The sequence below is a fragment of the Pseudoalteromonas sp. 120-MNA-CIBAN-0494 genome (assembly GCF_040308885.1).
In the GTDB taxonomy this organism is placed as follows: domain Bacteria; phylum Pseudomonadota; class Gammaproteobacteria; order Enterobacterales; family Alteromonadaceae; genus Pseudoalteromonas; species Pseudoalteromonas nigrifaciens.
Map to the genome: position 1 here is coordinate 328064 of NZ_JBEOOE010000001.1, position 21045 is coordinate 349108.

Annotated in this window: 22 protein-coding genes; 7 read left to right on the forward strand and 15 right to left on the reverse strand. The window is 39.0% G+C overall.

What is annotated here, in order from left to right:
• Positions 1 to 31: 31 nt before the first annotated feature.
• Both AAEY55_RS01515 and AAEY55_RS01520 read left to right on the forward strand, forming a co-directional pair.
• Complete coding sequence (locus AAEY55_RS01515) at positions 32 to 916, forward strand: LysR family transcriptional regulator (RefSeq protein ID WP_041454528.1); 885 nt, start codon at positions 32 to 34, stop codon at positions 914 to 916.
• Between the two features lie 92 nt (positions 917 to 1008).
• Complete coding sequence (locus tag AAEY55_RS01520; RefSeq protein ID WP_041454529.1) at positions 1009 to 1629, forward strand: 2OG-Fe(II) oxygenase; 621 nt, start codon at positions 1009 to 1011, stop codon at positions 1627 to 1629.
• A gap of 18 nt (positions 1630 to 1647) precedes the next feature.
• Here AAEY55_RS01520 and ubiA read toward each other — a convergent pair whose 3' ends face one another.
• Both ubiA and AAEY55_RS01530 read right to left on the reverse strand, forming a co-directional pair.
• Positions 1648 to 2526 (reverse strand): 4-hydroxybenzoate octaprenyltransferase, encoded by an 879-nt coding sequence (ubiA, locus tag AAEY55_RS01525; RefSeq protein ID WP_086994012.1) that lies wholly within the window; start codon positions 2524 to 2526, stop codon positions 1648 to 1650.
• On the reverse strand, positions 2523 to 3068 hold the full coding sequence (locus AAEY55_RS01530) for a chorismate lyase (RefSeq protein WP_011328968.1): 546 nt from the start codon (positions 3066 to 3068) through the stop codon (positions 2523 to 2525). Before AAEY55_RS01530 ends, ubiA begins: the two co-directional genes overlap by 4 nt.
• Positions 3069 to 3223: 155 nt before the next feature.
• Between AAEY55_RS01530 and AAEY55_RS01535 the strand changes: the two genes are divergently transcribed.
• The gene (locus AAEY55_RS01535) at positions 3224 to 3622 is read left to right on the forward strand and encodes a flagellar basal body-associated protein FliL (RefSeq protein ID WP_011328969.1); all 399 of its coding nucleotides are present in this window, start codon (positions 3224 to 3226) and stop codon (positions 3620 to 3622) included.
• On the opposite strand, the gene glpG is transcribed toward AAEY55_RS01535, so the two are convergent.
• From glpG to AAEY55_RS01565, 6 genes are all read right to left on the reverse strand, one after another.
• A complete protein-coding gene (gene glpG, locus AAEY55_RS01540; protein ID WP_350549764.1) occupies positions 3619 to 4443 on the reverse strand; it encodes a rhomboid family intramembrane serine protease GlpG in 825 nt (274 codons plus the stop codon). The genes AAEY55_RS01535 and glpG overlap by 4 nt on opposite strands.
• Complete coding sequence (glpE, locus tag AAEY55_RS01545) at positions 4440 to 4757, reverse strand: thiosulfate sulfurtransferase GlpE (RefSeq protein WP_350549766.1); 318 nt, start codon at positions 4755 to 4757, stop codon at positions 4440 to 4442. The genes glpG and glpE overlap by 4 nt, the downstream gene beginning before the upstream one ends.
• Before the next feature lie 88 nt (positions 4758 to 4845).
• Complete coding sequence (gene tdh, locus AAEY55_RS01550) at positions 4846 to 5871, reverse strand: L-threonine 3-dehydrogenase (protein WP_350549769.1); 1026 nt, start codon at positions 5869 to 5871, stop codon at positions 4846 to 4848.
• A 50-nt stretch (positions 5872 to 5921) separates the two neighbouring features.
• Entirely contained in the window at positions 5922 to 7115 is a 1194-nt protein-coding gene (locus tag AAEY55_RS01555; protein WP_192532074.1) for a glycine C-acetyltransferase, read from the reverse strand.
• Between the two features lie 176 nt (positions 7116 to 7291).
• Positions 7292 to 7849, reverse strand: a complete 558-nt coding sequence (gene gmhB / locus AAEY55_RS01560; protein ID WP_350549772.1) for a D-glycero-beta-D-manno-heptose 1,7-bisphosphate 7-phosphatase — start codon at positions 7847 to 7849, stop codon at positions 7292 to 7294.
• Positions 7849 to 8907 carry a glycosyltransferase family 9 protein gene (locus AAEY55_RS01565; RefSeq protein ID WP_058373979.1) on the reverse strand — a complete coding sequence of 353 codons (1059 nt, stop codon included), beginning with the start codon at positions 8905 to 8907 and terminating at the stop codon, positions 7849 to 7851. Before AAEY55_RS01565 ends, gmhB begins: the two co-directional genes overlap by 1 nt.
• Positions 8908 to 9030: 123 nt before the next feature.
• Here AAEY55_RS01565 and AAEY55_RS01570 point away from each other — a divergent pair, with 123 nt between their 5' ends.
• The gene (locus AAEY55_RS01570; protein ID WP_350549777.1) at positions 9031 to 9750 is read left to right on the forward strand and encodes a 3-deoxy-D-manno-octulosonic acid kinase; all 720 of its coding nucleotides are present in this window, start codon (positions 9031 to 9033) and stop codon (positions 9748 to 9750) included.
• A gap of 13 nt (positions 9751 to 9763) precedes the next feature.
• On the opposite strand, the gene AAEY55_RS01575 is transcribed toward AAEY55_RS01570, so the two are convergent.
• Positions 9764 to 10849, reverse strand: a complete 1086-nt coding sequence (locus AAEY55_RS01575; protein WP_350549780.1) for a glycosyltransferase — start codon at positions 10847 to 10849, stop codon at positions 9764 to 9766.
• Positions 10827 to 11918 (reverse strand): glycosyltransferase family 1 protein, encoded by a 1092-nt coding sequence (locus AAEY55_RS01580; protein ID WP_350549783.1) that lies wholly within the window; start codon positions 11916 to 11918, stop codon positions 10827 to 10829. Before AAEY55_RS01580 ends, AAEY55_RS01575 begins: the two co-directional genes overlap by 23 nt.
• Before the next feature lie 213 nt (positions 11919 to 12131).
• Between AAEY55_RS01580 and AAEY55_RS01585 the strand changes: the two genes are divergently transcribed.
• Positions 12132 to 13637: a capsule assembly Wzi family protein gene (locus AAEY55_RS01585; RefSeq protein WP_350549812.1), complete on the forward strand. Its 1506-nt coding sequence runs from the start codon at positions 12132 to 12134 to the stop codon at positions 13635 to 13637.
• Positions 13638 to 13740: 103 nt separating this feature from the next.
• On the opposite strand, the gene hldE is transcribed toward AAEY55_RS01585, so the two are convergent.
• Together hldE and AAEY55_RS01595 are read right to left on the reverse strand one after the other, a co-directional pair.
• A complete protein-coding gene (gene hldE, locus AAEY55_RS01590) occupies positions 13741 to 15180 on the reverse strand; it encodes a bifunctional D-glycero-beta-D-manno-heptose-7-phosphate kinase/D-glycero-beta-D-manno-heptose 1-phosphate adenylyltransferase HldE (protein WP_350549786.1) in 1440 nt (479 codons plus the stop codon).
• A complete protein-coding gene (locus AAEY55_RS01595) occupies positions 15180 to 15770 on the reverse strand; it encodes an SIS domain-containing protein (RefSeq protein WP_011328981.1) in 591 nt (196 codons plus the stop codon). The genes hldE and AAEY55_RS01595 overlap by 1 nt, the downstream gene beginning before the upstream one ends.
• Before the next feature lie 238 nt (positions 15771 to 16008).
• Here AAEY55_RS01595 and waaA point away from each other — a divergent pair, with 238 nt between their 5' ends.
• Positions 16009 to 17292 carry a lipid IV(A) 3-deoxy-D-manno-octulosonic acid transferase gene (gene waaA, locus AAEY55_RS01600; RefSeq protein ID WP_350549789.1) on the forward strand — a complete coding sequence of 428 codons (1284 nt, stop codon included), beginning with the start codon at positions 16009 to 16011 and terminating at the stop codon, positions 17290 to 17292.
• Complete coding sequence (locus AAEY55_RS01605) at positions 17289 to 17837, forward strand: DUF1415 domain-containing protein (protein WP_011328983.1); 549 nt, start codon at positions 17289 to 17291, stop codon at positions 17835 to 17837. Before waaA ends, AAEY55_RS01605 begins: the two co-directional genes overlap by 4 nt.
• A gap of 50 nt (positions 17838 to 17887) precedes the next feature.
• On the opposite strand, the gene AAEY55_RS01610 is transcribed toward AAEY55_RS01605, so the two are convergent.
• The 3 genes from AAEY55_RS01610 to AAEY55_RS01620 are packed head-to-tail and all read right to left on the reverse strand — an operon-like array spanning position 17888 to position 20897.
• Positions 17888 to 18217 (reverse strand): YdbL family protein, encoded by a 330-nt coding sequence (locus AAEY55_RS01610; protein ID WP_011328984.1) that lies wholly within the window; start codon positions 18215 to 18217, stop codon positions 17888 to 17890.
• 11 nt (positions 18218 to 18228) lie between these two features.
• A complete protein-coding gene (locus tag AAEY55_RS01615) occupies positions 18229 to 18426 on the reverse strand; it encodes a YnbE family lipoprotein (protein ID WP_011328985.1) in 198 nt (65 codons plus the stop codon).
• A 2-nt stretch (positions 18427 to 18428) separates the two neighbouring features.
• A complete protein-coding gene (locus tag AAEY55_RS01620; RefSeq protein WP_011328986.1) occupies positions 18429 to 20897 on the reverse strand; it encodes a YdbH domain-containing protein in 2469 nt (822 codons plus the stop codon).
• Positions 20898 to 21045 lie beyond the last annotated feature (148 nt).

Sequence of the window (21045 nt, forward strand, 5' to 3'; positions counted from 1 at the left end):
ATGCGACTTACTTATAAAAAGGGACTATAAAGTGAGATTTGAACAACTGGAACAATTCATAGCACTTGGCATGTTACGCCACTTCAGACAAGCCGCAGAACAAACTAAAATAAGCACGTCGGCGCTTACACGTAGCATTCAAACTCTTGAAGAAGAAATAGGCTACGAGTTAGTTAAACGCTCTACTCGCTCGGTACACCTTACCGATGCTGGTGAACTTTTTCTTGATTATGCTAAAAATACGCTTAGTGAGTTGGCATTAACTAAGCAGCGTATTTTTCAATCTATTAATGGCACTATTGAAAAAAAGCTAATTATTGGCTACACCAACAAAGCAAGTAGTGTTGTACCTATTTCGTGTGGGCAATTTTTAAATCAATATCCGCATATTAAAATTGAAATGCAACTCCAAGATAAACAAGAACTTTCGCGTAAACTGCAACAGGGCGAAATAGATATTAGTGTTTATTCGCAAGCCATTAATAGCATTGGTAGTGATATTCACTTACCTGATCAGCTAATTTTATTTGTTTCTAAAAACCACCCTCTTGCGCATAAAGCCGACATTAGCAAACAAGAGCTAGATCACTACCCTATGTTTGGTTGTTTTTCACAATCTAAACCCGTACAACTTATGCTTAATGAAGCCATTGATGGATTAAACAAATCATCTAGCATTAAAGTTGGCAGCATAGAGCAAGTAATGGCAGGTCTTGAAAAGTCAGATCATTTTGCAATAGCAGGCATTGAGCACACCAATGCTATTGCTGAAAATAGTAATCTTATTCAGTTAAAAACCAATAAAGACCTAAGCCGTGAGCAACTTATAGTACAAACGAGTCAAAAAATTGAAGTGGGTGAGCATATAGAGCACCTGTTATCACTGATAAAAAAAATGGCTATGACGGTAAATTAATAAATAAAATAAGTGCCTTTAAACATATAAATGATGGCTATTAAGTTGCTTTGCACTAGACTAGCTGCTCTTTATTTTAATAATTAGTATCAATGGGCAACTTTATTACCTCAGAAATATATTTAGATCATATTGAAGCTTATGGTTACGCTATTGTTGAAAACGCCATTGATGAAGGCTTAATGTCTGATTTAATGGCCGATTGTTACCGGATAAACCCGCACTTTAGCTTAGCTGGAATTGGCCGCTTAAATAATCAGCAAATTGATAGCACTATTCGCAAAGACAAAACATACTGGTTTGATGGCAGTTCGCAAGCCCAAAAAAATTATCAAACTGCGATGGAAGGCATTAGAACAACACTTAACCGGTGTTTTTTTATGGGGTTATTTGATTATGAATGCCACTACGCAAAATATACTTTAGGTGATTTTTATAAAAAGCATGTTGATGCTTTTAAAGGTCGTTCTAACCGTGTTTTTACCACCGTTTTATACTTAAACACGCCACAGCAAGGCGGCGAGTTAGTTATTTATAAACCTAAAAGTAAAGACATTGAAATTACTATTAGGCCAACAGCTGGCACCTTAGTATTATTTGAAAGCGAACGCTTTGTTCATGAAGTGCTACCTGCGGTTGATGAACGCTACTCGATTGCTGGTTGGTTCAGAAAAAACACGTCAATCAGTGGCATTATTGATCCACCCCGCTAACAATACTCTACCCTGTTATTAAAATGCGACAGGGTAGGAAAACAATAAGCCGATAAAAAAGGCTAATCCTACATAATGATTGTTTAAAAACGCTTTAAAACAATCGGTGCGTGCGCGTTGTTGAATAAGCACTTGTTGGTAAACTAACAATACAATAGCAACACTAAGACCAAGCCAATAACTCAGCCCAATATTATTAAGTGCTCCTATAGCGAGCATTAACGCTATAAAGGCTAAATTAAGTAACCCTATAATGTGACGATCGTATTTACCAAATAAAATAGCGGTAGATTTAACCCCTATTTTTAAGTCATCATCTCTGTCGACCATGGCATACATAGTGTCGTAGGCTACCGTCCAGCAAATATTAGCAATAAATAACAGCCAAGCCTGTATAGGAAGTGCATTAATTGACGCCATAAAAGCCATAGGAATAGCCCAACCAAATGCTGCGCCTAACACCACTTGCGGTAATTGTGTATAACGCTTCATAAACGGGTAACAAAACGCTAAAGCAAGTGCACCAAAAGAGAGTAATATTGTATTTACACTAAGCATTAACACCAGTAAAAATGCGACTGTTATTAATAATATAAACAAACTAATCGCTTCACCACTACTAACCTGTCCTGAAACTAATGGCCGCTGCATTGTACGTTTAACCGAACCATCTATTTTTCTGTCGGCAAAATCATTAATAACGCATCCGGCGCTGCGCATTATCACAACACCCAGCGTAAATACTATAAAGTTAGTTAAACTTGGCATTCCTGCATTTGCTAACCACAGCGCCCAATATGTTGGCCAAAGTAATAGTAAAGTACCTATTGGTTTATCTATACGCATGAGCGCAATATAATAAGGAATATGGCTTGGGGTTAAACGCGCTAATTTCATGAGTACAAATACGCTCCTGGTAAAAACACTTCACACACTAAAAATTTATAGTCTTTAAGCGAAAATAGACTGCGACGGCCAAGTAAACTTTGCGATGGTAACTTTAATTGTGCAACAAGCTGTTGTAATGAATGCTGGGTATTAAAGCGCGCAATTTCTATATCTGTGCGGGTTAATTGTGGATCTTGAAAAATCACATCGCCTAATGGTCGCTCCCCCATATTATGTAATTTATTATTTGCGGCGTTAACACTTGCTGGCAACCAGCTTTGCGCATATACAACCGGTTTATTGTCGCAAAGTAAAAGTACCTCACGGTTAAGCGCAGTAGTTTGCGTACAGCCTAATAATTGTTGTTGCTCTGCACTAAGCTCAAACTCTTGCTCACTAAGTACTTTTACACTAAAACACTGTGAGCGACTTTTTAATTTGGCTGTTAATGAATGCGGTTCAAATAACCACTCTTGCTCTGCACTCGATAAATCACTAAACAGTGAGGCACATTGCCAATCGGCAGATAATGAAACAGGGAAAGTAATCACAATTGCTCTACTTAATAAAAATCAGTTGAATAATAACATTGCCAAAGCATTTGAAAAAGTACGATTTACTGCCACTAATAGTTGCTCTGCGCTGTATATTAGGCACTATAAGGTATAGACTATTTACAACACGTTTATAAAAAACAGCATTTAACATGAAAAAAACAGTATTCGCCGGCCTTTTTGTACTTATCGCAAGTTTAGTAAGCTTAACCGCACGAGCAGATTCGACTGTGGGTTACTTTGGTTTTGAGCCAGACATTATTACCAACTATATTGGCGCATCGAGTAAAAAAATGGGCTATGTGCGCATTACTATCGATTTAATGCTTAATAACGCATCAGATATTGCAACCGTAGAGCACCATACGCCATTGCTGCGCGACGCCTTAGTTGAAATTTTATCTAAAGAACCTGAAGATAAAATAAAATCGCTCAGTGGGCGTGAAGAAATAAGAGTAAAAAGTGCAGCAAAACTTAAAAGCTTATTAAAAGAAGAAACGGGACAAGAGATCATCCGTGAAGTCTTGTTCACCAAGTATTTATATCACTAATTGTGGCTTTTAGTTTTTAACATAGACGTGGTAAGGGCATAAGCCATACCGCTAATTAACCCGCCTAAATGCGCCCAATTAGCCATTCCTATAAACAACACATCCGCAAATCCAAGCACCAACCAAATTAGCATAAAACCAATAATTGCAGTGCTTACTAATGCAGGTTGTTTAGGGTTTAAGGCGCTGTAAATCCAGCAAAAGCCAAGTAGCGCATACACCACACCACTTAATCCGCCAAAGTTAGGGCCAACCATTAAATATTGTGCCCAATTGCTGATTAAGGCACTTACTACAAATAGCCCTATTAGGCTTAGCTTGCCACATTGTTTTTCGATGTTATCGCCAAGCGACACCCACCAAACTAAGTTAAATACAATGTGCATGGCGCTAAAGTGCACTACTGCAGGGGTAATCCACGTTAATGGCTCGGCAGGGTTAAACTGCAACGTGGTATATATTGTTTCAAACCCACCCAATAAAAATGCAATATAAATAATAATACTTAAAATGCTAACCGTTTGATTAAGCCAGCTAAGCGCTTTAAATCGCGCCATTAAATTCAGCGATTGCCCTTGATACTTAAGCGGTGATTGCGTACTTCCAACTTCCCAAGATGCTTGCTGGTAGCGGGCATGATTAGGATTTTGCGTAAACTCAGCCCAAAGCGGTTGCACTTGATGAAAGTGCTCAGGTAATACGCTAATAATTACTGTGCTACCATCTATTGAGCGCAACTCGCCTTGCAAGCCTTGGCTTTTTAAATAGTCTATAAAGCCTTGTGCTGCACGCGGATTATTTAAACTGCCAAGCTCTATCATCGTTCAATTTTCTCGCTGTAGGCCGCTTCCCATGCTGTAAAACCGCCATCCATACTGTACACATCTTCAAAGCCTTGCTCCACTAAGTAGCTTGCTGCGCCTTGCGAGCTCATACCGTGATAACAAACAATAATTATTGGCTGATCAAACTCTTTTTCCATCATAAAGTGTGCAATGTTAGCGTTCGAAAGCGCTTCAGAACCTGGAATATGCCCCGCTTGATATGAATTTGGATCGCGGATGTCTGCAATTACCACGTCTTCTTTATCTAATAATTCAAGAGTTTGTGCTATTGATATATGTTTAAATGCCATTGAAATCTCTTTTAAAATAATTAAATCAATAAAAAAGGCGACTCAAGCCGCCCTTTTAATACCATTGCTAAAACCGTATTGAACTACATTAGTCCCAGTTTAGTATCACTTTGCCTGATTGTCCTGAAATCATCATATCAAAACCAGCTTGAAAGTCGTCTATTGAATATTGATGAGTGATAATTGGGTTTAAGTCTAAACCTGATTGAATAAGACTTGCCATTTTATACCAGGTTTCGAACATTTCACGGCCATAAATACCTTTGATCACTAAGCCTTTAAAAATAACTTGGTTCCAATCTACTGCCATATTTGATGGTGGAATACCTAGCATGGCAACTTTACCACCATGATTCATGTTATTTAGCATAGAATTAAAAGCACTTGGTACACCTGACATTTCAAGGCCAATATCGAAACCTTCAGTCATACCTAACTCTTTTATTACATCTTCAAGCTTTTCGTTGGCTACGTTAACAGCGCGTGTTGCACCCATTTTGCGTGCTAGCTCTAGGCGGTATTCGTTTACATCGCTAATAACTACGTGACGTGCACCTACGTGTTTTGCCACGGCCGCTGCCATAATACCAATGGGGCCTGCACCAGTAATTAATACATCTTCGCCTACTAAATCAAACGACAGCGCGGTATGTACGGCATTACCAAAGGGGTCAAAAATTGATGCTAATTCGTCTGAAATATTATCAGGGATTTTAAACGCATTAAACGCTGGTATAACTAAGTATTCAGCAAATGCACCTTCGCGGTTTACGCCTACACCTGTGGTGTTACGACACAAATGTACGCGCCCTGCACGACAGTTACGACAATGCCCGCACGTAATATGGCCTTCGCCTGATACTCGGTCGCCAACCTTAAAGCCACGTACTTCTTGGCCCATATCAACCACTTCGCCAACATATTCATGGCCAACAACCATAGGTGTAGGAATGGTTTTTTTCGCCCACTCGTCCCATTTATAAATATGGACGTCGGTGCCACAAATTGCAGTTTTACGAATTTTAATTAGCAGGTCGTTATGGCCAACTTCTGGTTTTGGCGCATCTGTCATCCAAATACCCGGTTCTGCTTTTAATTTAGATAATGCTTTCATTATTCACACTCAACTAAAAAACCGCGGCTATAGCGCGGTTTAAAATAAAATTAAATTACGCCCATTTCTTTACCGATACGGGTAAAGGCAGCAATGGCTGTATCAAGTTGTTCAATACTGTGTGCAGCTGAGATTTGGGTACGAATACGTGCCTGACCTTTAGGTACAACTGGGAATGAAAAACCGGTTACATAAATACCTTCAACCAATAACTTATCAGCCATTAATGATGCAATTTTAGCATCGCCTAACATAACTGGAATAATGGCATGATCTTTACCACCACAGGTAAAGCCAGCAGCTTCCATTTGCTCGCGGAAGTATTTAGCGTTTGACCAAAGCTTAGCGCGAAGCTCGCCACCACTTTCTAGCATTTCAAGCACTTTAATCGATGCAGTCACAATTGCCGGAGCTAATGAGTTTGAAAATAAGTAAGGGCGCGAACGTTGACGCAACCATTCAACAATTTCTTTTTTACCTGATGTATAACCACCCGACGCACCGCCCAGTGCTTTACCTAATGTACCGGTAATAATATCTACGCGATCAAGCACGTTACAATACTCTGGTGTGCCTTTGCCATTTTCGCCAACAAACCCCACAGCATGCGAGTCGTCAACCATTACTAATGCATCGTATTTATCAGCTAAATCACACACTGTGGCTAAATCACAAATAACGCCATCCATAGAAAAAACGCCATCTGTGGCAATTAGCTTAGTTTTAGCACCGGCTTCGGTCGCGGCAATAAGCTGCTTTTCAAGGTCAGCCATATCGTTATTAGCATAACGAAAACGCTTAGCTTTACATAAACGTACGCCATCGATAATTGAAGCATGATTAAGTGAATCCGAAATAATCGCGTCTTCAGCGCCTAAAATAGTCTCAAACAGACCTGTATTAGCATCAAAGCACGATGAGTATAAAATAGTATCTTCGGTTTCTAAAAACTCACTGATTTTTTTCTCTAATGTTTTGTGAATATCTTGCGTACCACAAATAAAGCGTACTGAGGCCACACCAAAACCATGTGCATCTAAGCCATCTTGCGCTGCTTTAATTAGCTCTGGGCTATTTGCTAAGCCTAGGTAATTATTAGCACAAAAGTTAATTACTTTGCCTGATGCAACTTCAATTTGAGCTTGCTGCTGCGATAAAATAATACGCTCGCTTTTATACAAACCTTCAGTTTTTACGTCTTCAATTTGCTGTTGTAGCTGGCTAAAAAAAGCAGATGCTCTCATCTTTAGTCTCCATTTGATTTAACAGGTTAAACAGCAAAACAAAGCTACTGTTTATTATGTGGGGTATTGTAAAAGTTTAACGAATAAAATGCACTGTTTGCAGTTCATCGCAAATTATAAATTTGGCAGCAATTCCTGCCAGTTTACAGTGCCTGAATTGGGGGGCGTATTTGAATTTATAAAAGTGCTGGTAAATCATTAATTGAATTGAAAATAAAATCTGCAGTTTGTTTGGCGCTGTCATCAAACTGCTGGCCAGAGTGCACCAATACGCGCGTGGCAATGCCAGCTTGTTCTGCAGCTTGCATATCACTTTTTTTATCGCCTACCATAATACTTTGCTGCGGATCGATATTATGCTCACTAATACCTTGCAGTAGCATACCTGGAGCTGGCTTTCTGCAAGCGCACTGTTTTAAATACTCAGGCAATGCATTTATAGGATGATGAGGGCAAAAATAAACGTCGCTTATCAGTATTTGATGTGCGCTAAACTGTGCTTTCATCCAGCTGGTTAGTGCTATAAAGTCTGCCTCGGTGTAATAACCACGACCAATACCAGATTGATTAGTAACAATAATAATTTTATAACCGGCATCATAAAATGCCTTGCACGTGGTAAATACGCCTTCGATAAATTCAAACTGCTCACTTTGATACACATAGCCATGATCAACGTTTACTACGCCATCTCTATCTAAAAATAGTGCTTTATTTTTGTGTGATTGATTCATTATAACGACTCTTTTTGCACAACATGATCAAACATCGCTTTTACCGCATCAATGGTAATTTGGCTCATTAAATCGTCACCTTTAATACGTGTGCCCCAAGGCAGCTGCTGCGCTGTTTTACCCGTTTGCTTAAGCAAGTTTTGATGGTATACCTCAACCACATAGTTTTGGTATAAATACGGCCCTGTACGCGCTGGGTTTGAATGGGCATATAGCCCAATAACAGGAGTGCCTACCGTTACTGCCATATGAGCAGGGCCAGTATCTGGGGCTAGCACTACACTGGCGCGTTTTAACACGCATAACAATTCTTTAAGCTTAGTTTTACCAACTAGGTTTAAAATGCGGTGCTGGCTGTGTTTAATAATATTATTGGCAAGGTTTATTTCCAGCTCGGTAGGGCCGCCGGTCAATACCACTTTAAACCCTTGCTGATGAGCATAATCTGCAAGCGCAGCATAACGTTCGGGAAGCCAATTGCGCTGCGCTTTACTTGCTGCTGGAGAGATAACAAACAGCTTATTAGATAAATATTCTGCAGTGAGTAATTCATCGGCTGTGTTTTGATCTTGCTGTGTGTAAGGCATTTCCCAACTTGGCTGATAATCATTTACGCCAATGGCTTTAGCAAAGCCTTTAAACCCTTCTAGCACATGCGCATGTGGCTGCGCTGCAATACGTTTATTTATAAATAAGCTATGCAGCTCTTTTGAGCGCGCCCAATCAAAGCCTATTTTAACTTTTGCAGGAATACAACGTGCAACAAACCCGGCCCTTAGTGCTACCTGCATATTAAGCAGTACATCAAATTTTTGCCCTTTAAAAGTTTGCTTTAAATTTTTCAGTGCCACGCTGCCTTGTTTTTTATCAAACACCACCAGCTCAATACCGGGTAAGTTGGCCAATAACATAGCTTCTACTTTGCCAATAACCCAAGTGATTTTTGCATTAGGATGCGCTTTTTGAATCGCTTGTACTGCACTTACAGCATGGCATACATCGCCAATAGCAGAGAGTCGTAAAATACAAATAGAGGAGTAGTTAGGCACTGGAGTCACGCGTTTCCTTGGGCATTAAATAGTAAAACCCGATCTTAAATTATAATCGCGCTATTGCAAGTACTTATCCTCGGCTTTAAAACGCGCTAACATAGGCGCATATTTAAGTAATACCCGTGAGCTATGTTCAAACAACACGTCCAAGGTAAGCATACTCTGCTGAGCCACCCTAATTATGAAAATCAGGTTAATTTAAACTGGTTTAATGCCGACTACTGGCAGCAACAAAATAAAATAGTGGGTGCTAAAAAAGGCCGCGCAATGGCGTGGTTTTTTAAAAATAATGAACTAACCGCTGTGCTGAGGCATTATTGGCGCGGTGGCTTGGTCGGTAAATTACTCAGTGACCAATACTTGTATTTAGGCTTTGAGCAAACGCGAGTATATAAAGAGTTTGCTTTAATGGCGCAGTTAATTGAGCTTGGCTTAAATGTACCAACTCCCATTGCTGCAAAAGTGACTCGAAGCGGGTTAATTTACCGCGGTGATATTATTACCGAGGCGGTAACAGGTGCCAAAAGTGTACTGGATATACTCGTTGAGCGTGCTTTAACTGAATCTGAATTAGCAAGTATCGCCACAACCATTGCGCTCTTTCACAGTAAGGGCGTATACCACGCAGATTTAAACATTAATAATATTTTATTTAATGACACTGGCCAAGTATATATTATTGACTTTGATCGCGGCGAAATTAAACCGCCCGCCTTACAATGGCAACAAAGTAATATGGAACGCCTAAAGCGCTCGTTTTTAAAAGAACAAGGCCGCAACCCTGTATTTAACTGGCAAGCCAGCGACTGGCAAGCCTTGTATGTTTGTTACACAAAGCTTAAGCGCTAATTTACTTTAGCTGCTAGTTAGCTAAAGCTAAGTACTTGGCAGCCACTTGCTCTGCGTTTACTTGTTGTAAAATAGCTGCATTTGTAACGTTTGGCTTATCTGCCAGCACTTGTTCAATTACACGTGCTAACTGCTCACTTTGCTGTATTGGCACTAAATATTTACTTAGCGCACCTGTTAGTATTTCGCTGGGACCAAAAGTACAATTAGTGCTCACCACTGGTGTACCTACTGCAAGTGCTTCTATTAATACCGTTGGCAAGCCTTCAAAATCTGAGCTTAATACTAGCGCTTTGGCATGTTTTATCCAATTATACGGATTTTGCTCAAACCCTGGCACAATCAGTTGCTCTGCAATTCCATATTGCTGTGCAAGTTTTAATGCCTTTGTCGGTTTGTTACATAACAGTACTAGTTTGTACTTTTTATCTAACCTAGCAAACGCTGCAAATAAAACATCATGACGTTTTTGTTTGGCTAATCGCCCAACATGAATAAGGTAAGGCACATTAGGAATGTTAGTGTTTAGCTCACTGGCTTGCTGATTGATTTTTTTTAAATCGAATGGGTTATAAATTGTAGTGATCGCACTTGGAGTAATTAAGTTACCTTGGGTAATTTCATTTTCAACCCCTTTTGATACACAAATGAGTGATTTTCCATTTAAATTTTGTTTACTTTTTTTAAGGTATAAATAAGAAAGAGGCCCTAATTTTTTTTGCCTTGCTAGCTCAGCATTTACTGAGTTATGTATAACAAAATGGACATTTTCTACATTACTACGAACAAGCAGGTTATTACTACGATCTAAATTTGACAGCACTAAGTCAATGTACCCAACTTCACTTCTCTTTTTTTCAAACCACGACTCTAGTTTAGCGACACTTGCTTTGCGCTGCCAAAAGCGGTCAACCTTCGACGCTCTATCCGTAAATAAGCTCTCAACTTGTAAGTTACTTGGAATATCGTATTCAACGCTATTAGCGAGTGATAAAATAGTAACATTGTGTTTAAGTGCCACTATTTGCTCTGCTAAAGTAAGCATTACTTTTTCAGCACCACCGCCAACCAGTGAATCAATTACTATCACTATATTCATTATTTACTTCCAATAATAATGCTTTTACACCTTCAGTAACTACATCAAAACTATTCTTGATTTCTAAATACTTATATTCTTGGGTTATTTTTGTATATAAGGGTTCATTAATTACTTGCTCTACTCTAGCTACAATAGCATCTACTTCTAGTTCCGACCTAACAACCACTTGAGTTTTCACACAGCTCTCTAAGCGTGCAAGTTGATCCTTTGAGATTGCACAAGCAACAACAGGAGTACGTACAGCTATAGCTTGTAATAAGGTATCTCCTGCACTGAGCACAGCCATTTTAGCTTCACTTAGTAACGCCAAAAAGTCCTCATTACCTTGACTTGACAAGCACAAAAGCTGATCCGTTTTTGGTAGTTTTTTATTGTAATTAGAACCAAAAACAACGACCCCTTTCAACCCCGTGCGTTGGCTTATTTTTAGAGCAGCTTGAAAATAAACATCAGCGCAGTTAGAACCTTCAATCACATGCCCACCGGAGCCAGCACTTACAATAAAATACCCTTGTGACTCTAATTTAAAATTATTTAACACCTGTTTTTTTTGTTCTATGGTGGCAAATACTATAAATGGACCAACATTAGCAGGAGATGCAAGGGGAAACAGTGCTAACTTTGCTTTTTCTAACCAGCTTAATGGCTCAATACAATAATTAGGTTGTACAACCCAATGGAAGTCAATAAGGCCTGCGCGATTTAACTTTAATCCTTTTGCACGTTTTTTGGCATGTTGAGAGATAAATACCACTTTAGCCCCAGCATTTTTTGCAGCCTTCATATGCGCAGCACGACCAGCACAATCAAAAATAACCACATCCGGCTTTATTTTCTCTATAACTTGCACTACTTTTCCACGTTCTTTGGTTGCAGAGTGATTTAACAAAGTCGTCTCAAATGGACATGCCTCAGCGTAAGATGAATGCTTATTTAATACAAAATGAACATCAACTTTATCTGCCAGTTCAGCTTTTAGAGTCTGGGCTAATAATAATGAGCGCATATACTCACCAATTCCTGCAGGTGATGATACTGGTATAAATAAAAGTCGTTTACTGCTCATTACATTCTCAATTCCTAATATGAACTTAATTATATCAACCCCACTCTTTTTAGGATAGAGGAAAGGTTACACATTTATTTATTAAATCTCCTATTCAATATTGATTAGTTACTGCAATACCATGCTTTCATTGCTAAACTTAAGGTAATTAAAATCACAAGGATCTGAACTTTGCGAAACAAAATTTTTATATTGTCTTCACTTTTTTGCGCAATGAGCGCGTCGGTTAACGCAGAGCCATGGGTAAAACCAGATGATTACGGGTTAAGAGCTGATATTCAACTTTTAGCCGATGCTGGCGTTATTTTAGCCCCGGTAACCACTTACCCTCTAATGTGGAAGAGCTTTATAAGTGAAGTAGATAACACTCCACTTGGCCAATTATCGCCAAATTTGCAAGATGCTTTATTACGGGTAAAACATCGTTATAAGTCAGAAAACACAGGGGCTCACAGTGTACAGCTGTCTGCTTTTGCAAGTTCAGATACTATTGTCGCCACCAGTTTTGGCGCAACTAATACCCAAGAGTCAGAAGCATCTGCTGCCTACGCCTATTTAGGCGACAGTTTTGCCGCTAAAGTAGCGGTTAATTATCGCAATGATGGCAAAAAATGTTTTGTAGCGGGGAAAACTGCAGACGATATAGTGCTAGATGAGCAAGCACTTACTGACTGTAATGACACCTCCTTTGATGGCAGTTATATAGCCTACCGTTTAGGTAACTGGATTTTTAGAGCCGGTGCCATAGAGCAGTTTTGGGGCCCGGGGGTTGATAATAGTTTAATAATGTCGGGCAACGCTAAACCATTGCCTGCAATGAGCGTGACTCGTGAGCAAAGCACTGCTTTTGAAACGCCTTGGCTAAGCTGGCTAGGCCAATGGGGATTTACCGCGCAAATGGCTCAGCTAGAGTCTACTCGTGTAATTCCTGATGCTTTACTGTGGAGTACTCGCGTTAATTTCAGGCCATTACAGCAATTAGAAATTGCACTGAGCTGGTCAGCGCAATGGGCTGGCGATGGCCAACCAAGTTCAGCGAGTGACTTTATTGATATAGTGACAGGTGAAGCAGCTTGTATAGATGGCACTACTACTTGTGATGATGAATTAAAATCTAAGATTGGTAATCAACTTGCGGGTATAGATATTCGCTGGTCTGACACTTTATTTAGCCAACCGTACGCAATTTATGCAAGTACCATTGGTGAAGATGCCAGCTCAAAGTTTAAACCTGTCGACAGAGCCTATTTATTTGGTGTACAAACTACTCATCGTATTTATGATCAAAACGTATTAGTAAATGTAGAGTACATAGATACGGGCGTAACATGCTCTGCTGAATCAAGCAGTGAAAACTGCTATTACGAGCATTCAGATTACAAATCGGGTTACCGCTACCATGGCCGTACCATAGGTTCAACATTTGATAATGACGCGCAATCACTAGTACTAACTGTGCTAGGCCAGCTTTCAAATGGAGATGATTGGCAAGTTAAATTACGCGATGTTGATTACAACAATGATAACCGCGATCGTTACCCTAATAACCCTGATTTAGGTAATACCATTACTAAAACAGCTTATAACAGTAAACAGCTTGAAATACGTTACAGGCAACTTGCTATGGGTGGGCGCTTAACGCTAGGCGCTTTTGCATCAAATAACGATGCAGCAGAGAACGACACATCTGCATTTGCTAAATATGAATATAACTTTTAAATTCGGGATTTTTGGCTATCCTAAACTAGGATAATAAGTGCAAATAAAAAGGGATGAAAACACTGTTTTCATCCCTTTTTTAATTCATTAATAACCGTCGTAATTACTGCTTAATCTTACTAATCACTTTTGACGTTGAACAACCATCTAAAAATTCAAGCACCTCAACTTTTCCGCCGTGAAGTAGCACATGCTCAGCACCGGCTATTTGTTCAACCGTGTAGTCGCCGCCTTTAACTAAGATATCCGGGCTAATTTGCTCGATTAATTTAGCGGGTGTATCATTTTCATCTGCACTGCCAAATGGAATAACCCAATCAACAGAAGAAAGCGCACTTAATACCATAGCTCTTTCATCCAACGGATTAATTGGCCTATCAGCGCCTTTTAATCGTGATATAGACTCATCGTTATTTAGCCCCACGACTAATCTATCGCCACGCGCTTTTGCTTGTGCTAAATAGCGTACGTGCCCAGCGTGCAAAATATCAAAGCAGCCATTGGTAAATACAATTGTTTCGCCATTTTGTTTTGCAAACTCTATATGCTGCAGCACATCATCAAACGGAGTTTGATAATGCTCACCTGTGGCATGTAAATATTGCCCCAGCTTACGACTAAGTTCTTCTGGCGACACTGTGGCCGCACCTAATTTACTCACCGCAATGCCCGCTGCTAAGTTAGCAATTTCCACCGCATTTTTAGGTGTCATTCCCGCCCCTAGCATCACGGCTAGAGTTGCTATAACTGTATCGCCTGCGCCGGTTACATCACTGACTTCAAGCTCTTGCGCGGCAAAATCATATTTTTCAGTCGCACTAATTAACGACATTCCTTGCTCTGAACGCGTTAGCAACATTGCTTTTATGCCTGCGTCACTTATGAGTTTACGCGCACTTGTTGCCAAACTCTCTTCTGAGTCTGTTTGCCCACCCGCTAATTTAAACTCATTTAAATTTGGTGTAATGTAGTCTGCACCTCTATATAAGTGTAAATCAGACGATTTAGGATCAACGAGTACCGTTTTCCCTGCTTTTTTAGCTAGGCTTATCATGTTTTCAATCAGGCTCAATGAACCTTTATTGTAATCAGAAAACACAATAAAATCGTACTCATCAAGTACTAGCTCTAAACGGTTTAATAACAGCTGGCTGTGTTGCTCTGTAAACGTCTCTTCTAGATCTAACCGTACAACTTGCTGATGACGGCTAATCACTCGCATTTTAGAAATTGTCGGTAAGTCGCATACACTTACTAACTGTGAATTTATTTTTTCACCTTCTAAAATGCCTTCTAGTATCTGTCCACCTTCATCTTCGCCTATTAAGCCAAGTAGGCCTACTTTACCATCTAATCGGGCTATATTTTTAGCCACGTTTGCTGCGCCACCGGCTTTGTCTTCTAATTTACTTACTTTAACTACCGGCACCGGAGCTTCTGGGGAAATACGCCCTGAATCACCATACCAATAACGGTCAAGCATTACATCGCCAACCACCAAAATACGCGCAGCAGATAAATTTTTTAATAGCGATAAATCCATTACTGCTGCTCCGCAACTACCATATCAATAGCTTCACATAACCAATGGCCAATAAACATGTGTGCTTCTTGAATTCGCGCTGTTTCATCGTTTTTAATAATAATAGGTAATTTGGCAATATTTTTAACTTCACCGCCATCACGCCCCGTTAATGCTACGGTAAAGGCCCCTATTTTATTCGCTGCTGCTAACGCTAGATTAATATTGGCGCTTGTACCTGATGTGGTTAACCCTATAACTAAATCTTCTGGTTTACATAAGGCTTGTACTTGGCGTTCAAACACAGTGTCAAAATGATAGTCGTTACTGTGCGCAGTTAAAATTGACGTATCGGTTGTAAGTGCCATAGATGCAAGTGGACCACGCTCTAATTTATAACGCACTACAAATTCTGCCGCTAAATGCTGTGCATCGGCTGCACTACCACCGTTACCAAGCCAAACAACCTTACCGCCTGCTTGTAATGCACTATGGCACACTTCTAACAATTGCATAGACTCTTGATGATAAGCCTCCATCGTTTCAAATAATGCTAAATGACGATTTAAACTCTCAAGGTAACTCGTTGCTACTGAATCGATAATTGACATGGTAAATTCCTCTAGGAATTGAAATGGCAGGAAAAATTAATTTCATTATTCCATAAATCTATACCCAAATCACCTCAATATACATATTACTGAAAGAGGTATTTTGAGCTAACTTGAATAGCGTTATTATTATTTTATCGGGTAGCAGCTGAACACAAACCATATTTTATCTTTTCTGTGTTTAGAATTGATCATTTTCACGTTAAACTAAGACGACTTACCCTTATAAAAGCTTAGTATGGCACGCATTTTTTATTCACTCGCATTAATGATTATTAGCCCACTAATCGTATTTTATTTATATGTATTACGCGGTAAAAAAAACCCAGGTTATAGAGCGCACTTTAAACAGCGCTTTGGTTTTGTGGACAAGTCTTTATTTGCCAATAACAATAAGCCGCTGCTAGTGCATTGTGCATCTGTAGGTGAGGTACTCGCCGCTACCCCCCTGATCAAAGCAGTACAAAAAGCGCACCCTAAATTAAATATACTTATAACGTGCAACACCCCTACTGGTCGTGAGCAAATCATTACGCAATTTAAAAACACGGTAGCCTGCTGCTACTTACCTATGGACTTTCCATTTGCAACCGCCCAATTTTTAAAACGAGTAAAGCCACAAGCCCTGTGTATTTTAGAAACTGAACTGTGGCCCAACCTTATGGCAAGTAGTCGCAATAGAAATATTCCGGTACTTGTTTTAAACGCTCGCTTGTCTGAAAAATCGCAACAGGGTTATCAAAAAGTAGCTAAGCTAACACATATTATTATGCGCTCTATCACTGTATTGGCCAGTCATAATAAAACTGACGCCAAACGCTTTATAGAGCTTGGCCTTGAGCCACATAAAAGCAAAGTTACAGGTTCAATAAAATTTGATATTACACCTACCCAAGAGCAACTAACTAAGGTAACTGCACTCAAACAGCTTTATAATTTAGAGCAGCGCTTTATATGGGTTGCAGGCTCCACTCACCCTATCGAGCATGAGCAGGTAATTAGCGCTCATAAAAATCTATTAGAAAAACAACCCAATGCGTTACTCATAATAGCGCCGCGCCATCCTGAACAGTTCAATAAGGTTGCAGATTTACTAACGCAAAGTACACTGAGTTTTAGTCGTCGCAGCAATAATAATTATAATAACGAAAACGTCTTGTTAGCAGATACGCTTGGCGAGCTGCAATACTTATATGGCGCTGCTAATGTGAGTTTTATTGGCGGTAGTTTAATTCGTCGCGGTGGCCATAATCCTCTTGAATCAGCTGCATTTTCAGTGGGCGTTATCAGCGGGGTGCATACCTATAACTTTGATCATATTTACCCTGAGCTTATAAAGCTCAAAGGCGCTATTGTGGTTGATAATGCTGATGAGCTAACACAACAACTTATAGCATTAAATCAAAACAGCAAAGCATGCCAAACTTTAGGTAAAAAAGCAGCGCAATGCGTGGGCAATAACCAAGGTGCTATACAAAAAACACTTAACATTATTAATCAATATTTAGAGCCAAAACCGTGACCAACATAGCCATAAGCCAAACCCGCGAATGGGTTTCAAATGTTATTGTAAAATATAACTTTTGTCCCTTTGCCCGCAAAGAAGTAGAAAATAACTGTATTCATTATTTTGTAAGCCCTGCAAGCAGCATAGACGATGCAGTAATGGACATGCTTGAGCAATGTATTGAGCTTGACCGAGAGGCTGCACGCGAAACCACACTTATTATGTTTGATAACGGCTTTTGCGACTTTGAAGACTTTTTAGACTTGGTTGACTTAGCCAACGCGCTGTTAGTAGCCCAAGGTTTTGAAGGTAAGTATCAAATTGCTAATTTTCATCCCGATTATGTATTTGCCGATAGCGATGCAAGCGATGCGGCAAACTATACTAATCGCTCCCCTTTTCCTACTTTGCATTTAATTCGCGAAGCAAGTATGAGTGCAGCACTTGAGAGTTATAACGAACCCGAATCTATACCTGAGCATAATATAAATTTAGCAAGGCGCAAGGGTATCGATTTTTGGCAACAGTTACTCGAAGGGTGTAAAAAACCGAGCGCTTAAAGCGCTCGGTTATATATAACAGTAAATAGCATATAACAGTAAATAACTCGTTATTTTTTAACCCAATTACCATTTACTTCAACAAAATGACCTCTTTGGGTTTTTTCGATTGTTTTTGCCGCCGCTAACGCCTCTACTTGCGACAGTGACAAGTTATTTTTTTGCGCTAATTTTAAATACTGTGCTTTACGCTTAGCATTAATGGTATCAACGACCACTTTAGCCTCTGCATTTTGTACCACTAAGCCCAAATAGCCTGAGCTATCTTCGCCTACTAAACCTTGGCTTTTAGCATCATCTAAACTAATAGCCCATGCCGAAAAAGACATACATACAGCACTAACTAATGTAATTATGCTTAATTTGTTGTTAACTTTCATATCCTAGCTCCTTAAAATAACTCACTGTCGTCACTAAATAAATTATCGAGTTCTTTATCTACTTTTACACGAATTTCGTGATCAACCTTCACATTTAAATTAATTGTAATAGGCTCTTTAGCAGCTACCTCTACTCGGTGCGTACACGCACCAAGGGCACTTATTGCTGCAAATACAATAAGTACTTTTATGCTTAACGACTGTTTCATCATTAGTTTCCTTTTTGTGAGTATTGTTGCTCAACTTTTTGTGTAATTTCATCACTTAAGCGCAATGCACGTAATAAAGTAAATATATTTTCTTCATGATTATAATTAAAGTTAACTTGCTGCTCTGCTTGCTTATTATAACCTTGCAAATTTACGCCAAGCTTTAGCCAACCATCACTTTTAAGTGCCACACTGCTATTAAGCTTTTGTATATCAAGATTTTTAAGTAATCCCAATACAGGCTGTAACTCTTGTTGCTGCTGCATAACTGAATCAAATGCGGCGTTATTAGTAATCATTAACTTACCCGTTCCTTGATTACTTAAACTGCCATTTACTACCTCAATACCCGTGTTATTAAAGTGCACTGGCAAAGTGCCGGCAAAACGCCCTGAAAGCGTAATCCCCGACTGTTCATCAAGTGTAATAAGTTTACTGGCATCAATGTTTTTAAATTTAACATTAGCAACTTGCTGCAGGTCATTAAGTGAGTATTTATCAAGGCTAAACTCACCATCAAATAACGCTCCTGCAATGTCAAACATACGCGCATTATTGTTTTTAACCTGCCAGTTCCCTTTAATGTTTTTAATAACAACACCAGCCCTTAGTTCATTTAAGTTAAAGGTAGTGGGTTTTACATTAAGCTGCCCTGAATTATATTCGCCAACAAATTGGCTACTTAAATCGCTAGCAAGGTAATCGTTATAAAGCGCACTTACGTTGTTTAACTCCATTGCAAACGAGGCATGTTGTAAATTCACATCCCCGCTGATTCGGCCATTAAACGTTCCCTGTGTAAGCTGCGCTAATGGCTCAAGCTGATGAATAAAGGTATTTAATAACACTATACTTTGTGTAGGTACTACTATTTCAAATGGATGTTCCACTGCCGATATATGATGGTTTACCGCTAATTCAATATCGTTTACAAATACGTGATGTGATGCTTTTAGAGCGCGACTTTGCAATCCTGTAGAAGCAACTTTTATATTATTGAGTTTTATAACAGGGCTATTAAATTTATTTATTACTGTATTAGCACTAAGGTCTGCAAATAATTCACCATGACTTAAATTTGCTTTAGCAGTTATGGTATTGCTTATATCTGTTAATTTAAATTCGTTATATTTTAACGTTTTAAATAGGGTTTTTAGTGTTATTTGTGCGTTTAAAGCATCATCTAGCTGTGCCGTTAAGCGACCTTCGTATTGCTCTACACTCAGTTGTGCAAAATCAACCTTTGCGGCTGTTAATCTACTTGTAGCATTACCACTTGGTTTTCCATCGACTATATTTATTAAATTAAATTGCCCTGAGGCGTTAACTTTATTAGCGCTAATTTTATTACTACTAGTACTGGCAATAAAATCGGGAAGTGAATTAAGCGCAACAGTATAATTACCTTTAAGTGTGTTATTTTTAAATTCTGCATTAAGCTCAATGTTTTTAATATCTGGCGTACTTATACTAACCGCTAACATGCTTTTAAAATCCGCCCAAAGGTTGGTAAAATTAAGCTCTGACTCCATTAGAGTTATTTCAAATTGATTATCTCCTTCGCTAATTATATTTAGCATTGGCAAAGTAAGGTGGTTATTAGTAATACTAATCACTTTAGGAAGTTTAATCTGCCAATTTAAAGGGGTTTGCTCAGCTATAAAATCAGCATAATCACTCGGCGGAACGAGTGAGCTACACGTAGGCGTTAAATTTAATTTATTGTTTAACAAACTCGAATCTAGCTCAACTAATTTACTATTTAAATTAAAACCAATAATTAACCTACCATTAGCCAATGCTTCAAGCCGGCACTGCTCCATAGCATATTCAAACTGTGCGTTTACATCGCCATTTAACTGCAGTTCAATACCATCAAAGCTAAATACTTGCTGAGTACTAAAGCTAATACCTGCAACGGCTGTATTTTCGGTATTTATAAGCTGCTTTAACAGATAGTCATCAACAGAAAACTGCCCTGTTAGTTTATTATTAGCTAAAATTGCTTTAGCGTTTATATCGCCTGTTATATTAAATTGATTTAAAATCGGCTCTGCTAAATTTATTTTTAGTGGCTTGTTAAAGTCATTACTCTTTATTACCAGCTGTTTTATAGCAATTAATGGACGTTTTTCTGGCAGCGCGAGAGCAAGTTTTTTTGCCGCGGAGCTACTTTGATTACTTTTGGGAAGTGGATTTATACTTAATACTGCATGCTCAACAATCACTTGCTTTGTATTTACAGTAATATCGATTAGCTCTAATTGTTGATTTTGATAAGTTAAGCATACTTTGTCGGCATGAACATTTAATTGAGCTGTAACCGAAAAATCTAAGCAACTGAGTGTAATACCCGCTTTTTCTAATTGCGGTGTTATAGCCCACTGGACTAATGGCAAACGAAATATATAACCAAGCAAAATTATGCTTAGTAATAAACTGCTAATAATTAAACTCACACGCTTAAACATATTATCCTTAATATTAGTGCTAGGTTCTAGGTTCTAGGTTCTAGGTTCTAGGTTCTAGGTTCTAGGTTCTAGGTTCTAGGTTCTAGGTTCTAGGTTCTAGGTAATCATAAACAAAAAAGGCTGCACAAGGCAGCCTTTTTATTATACT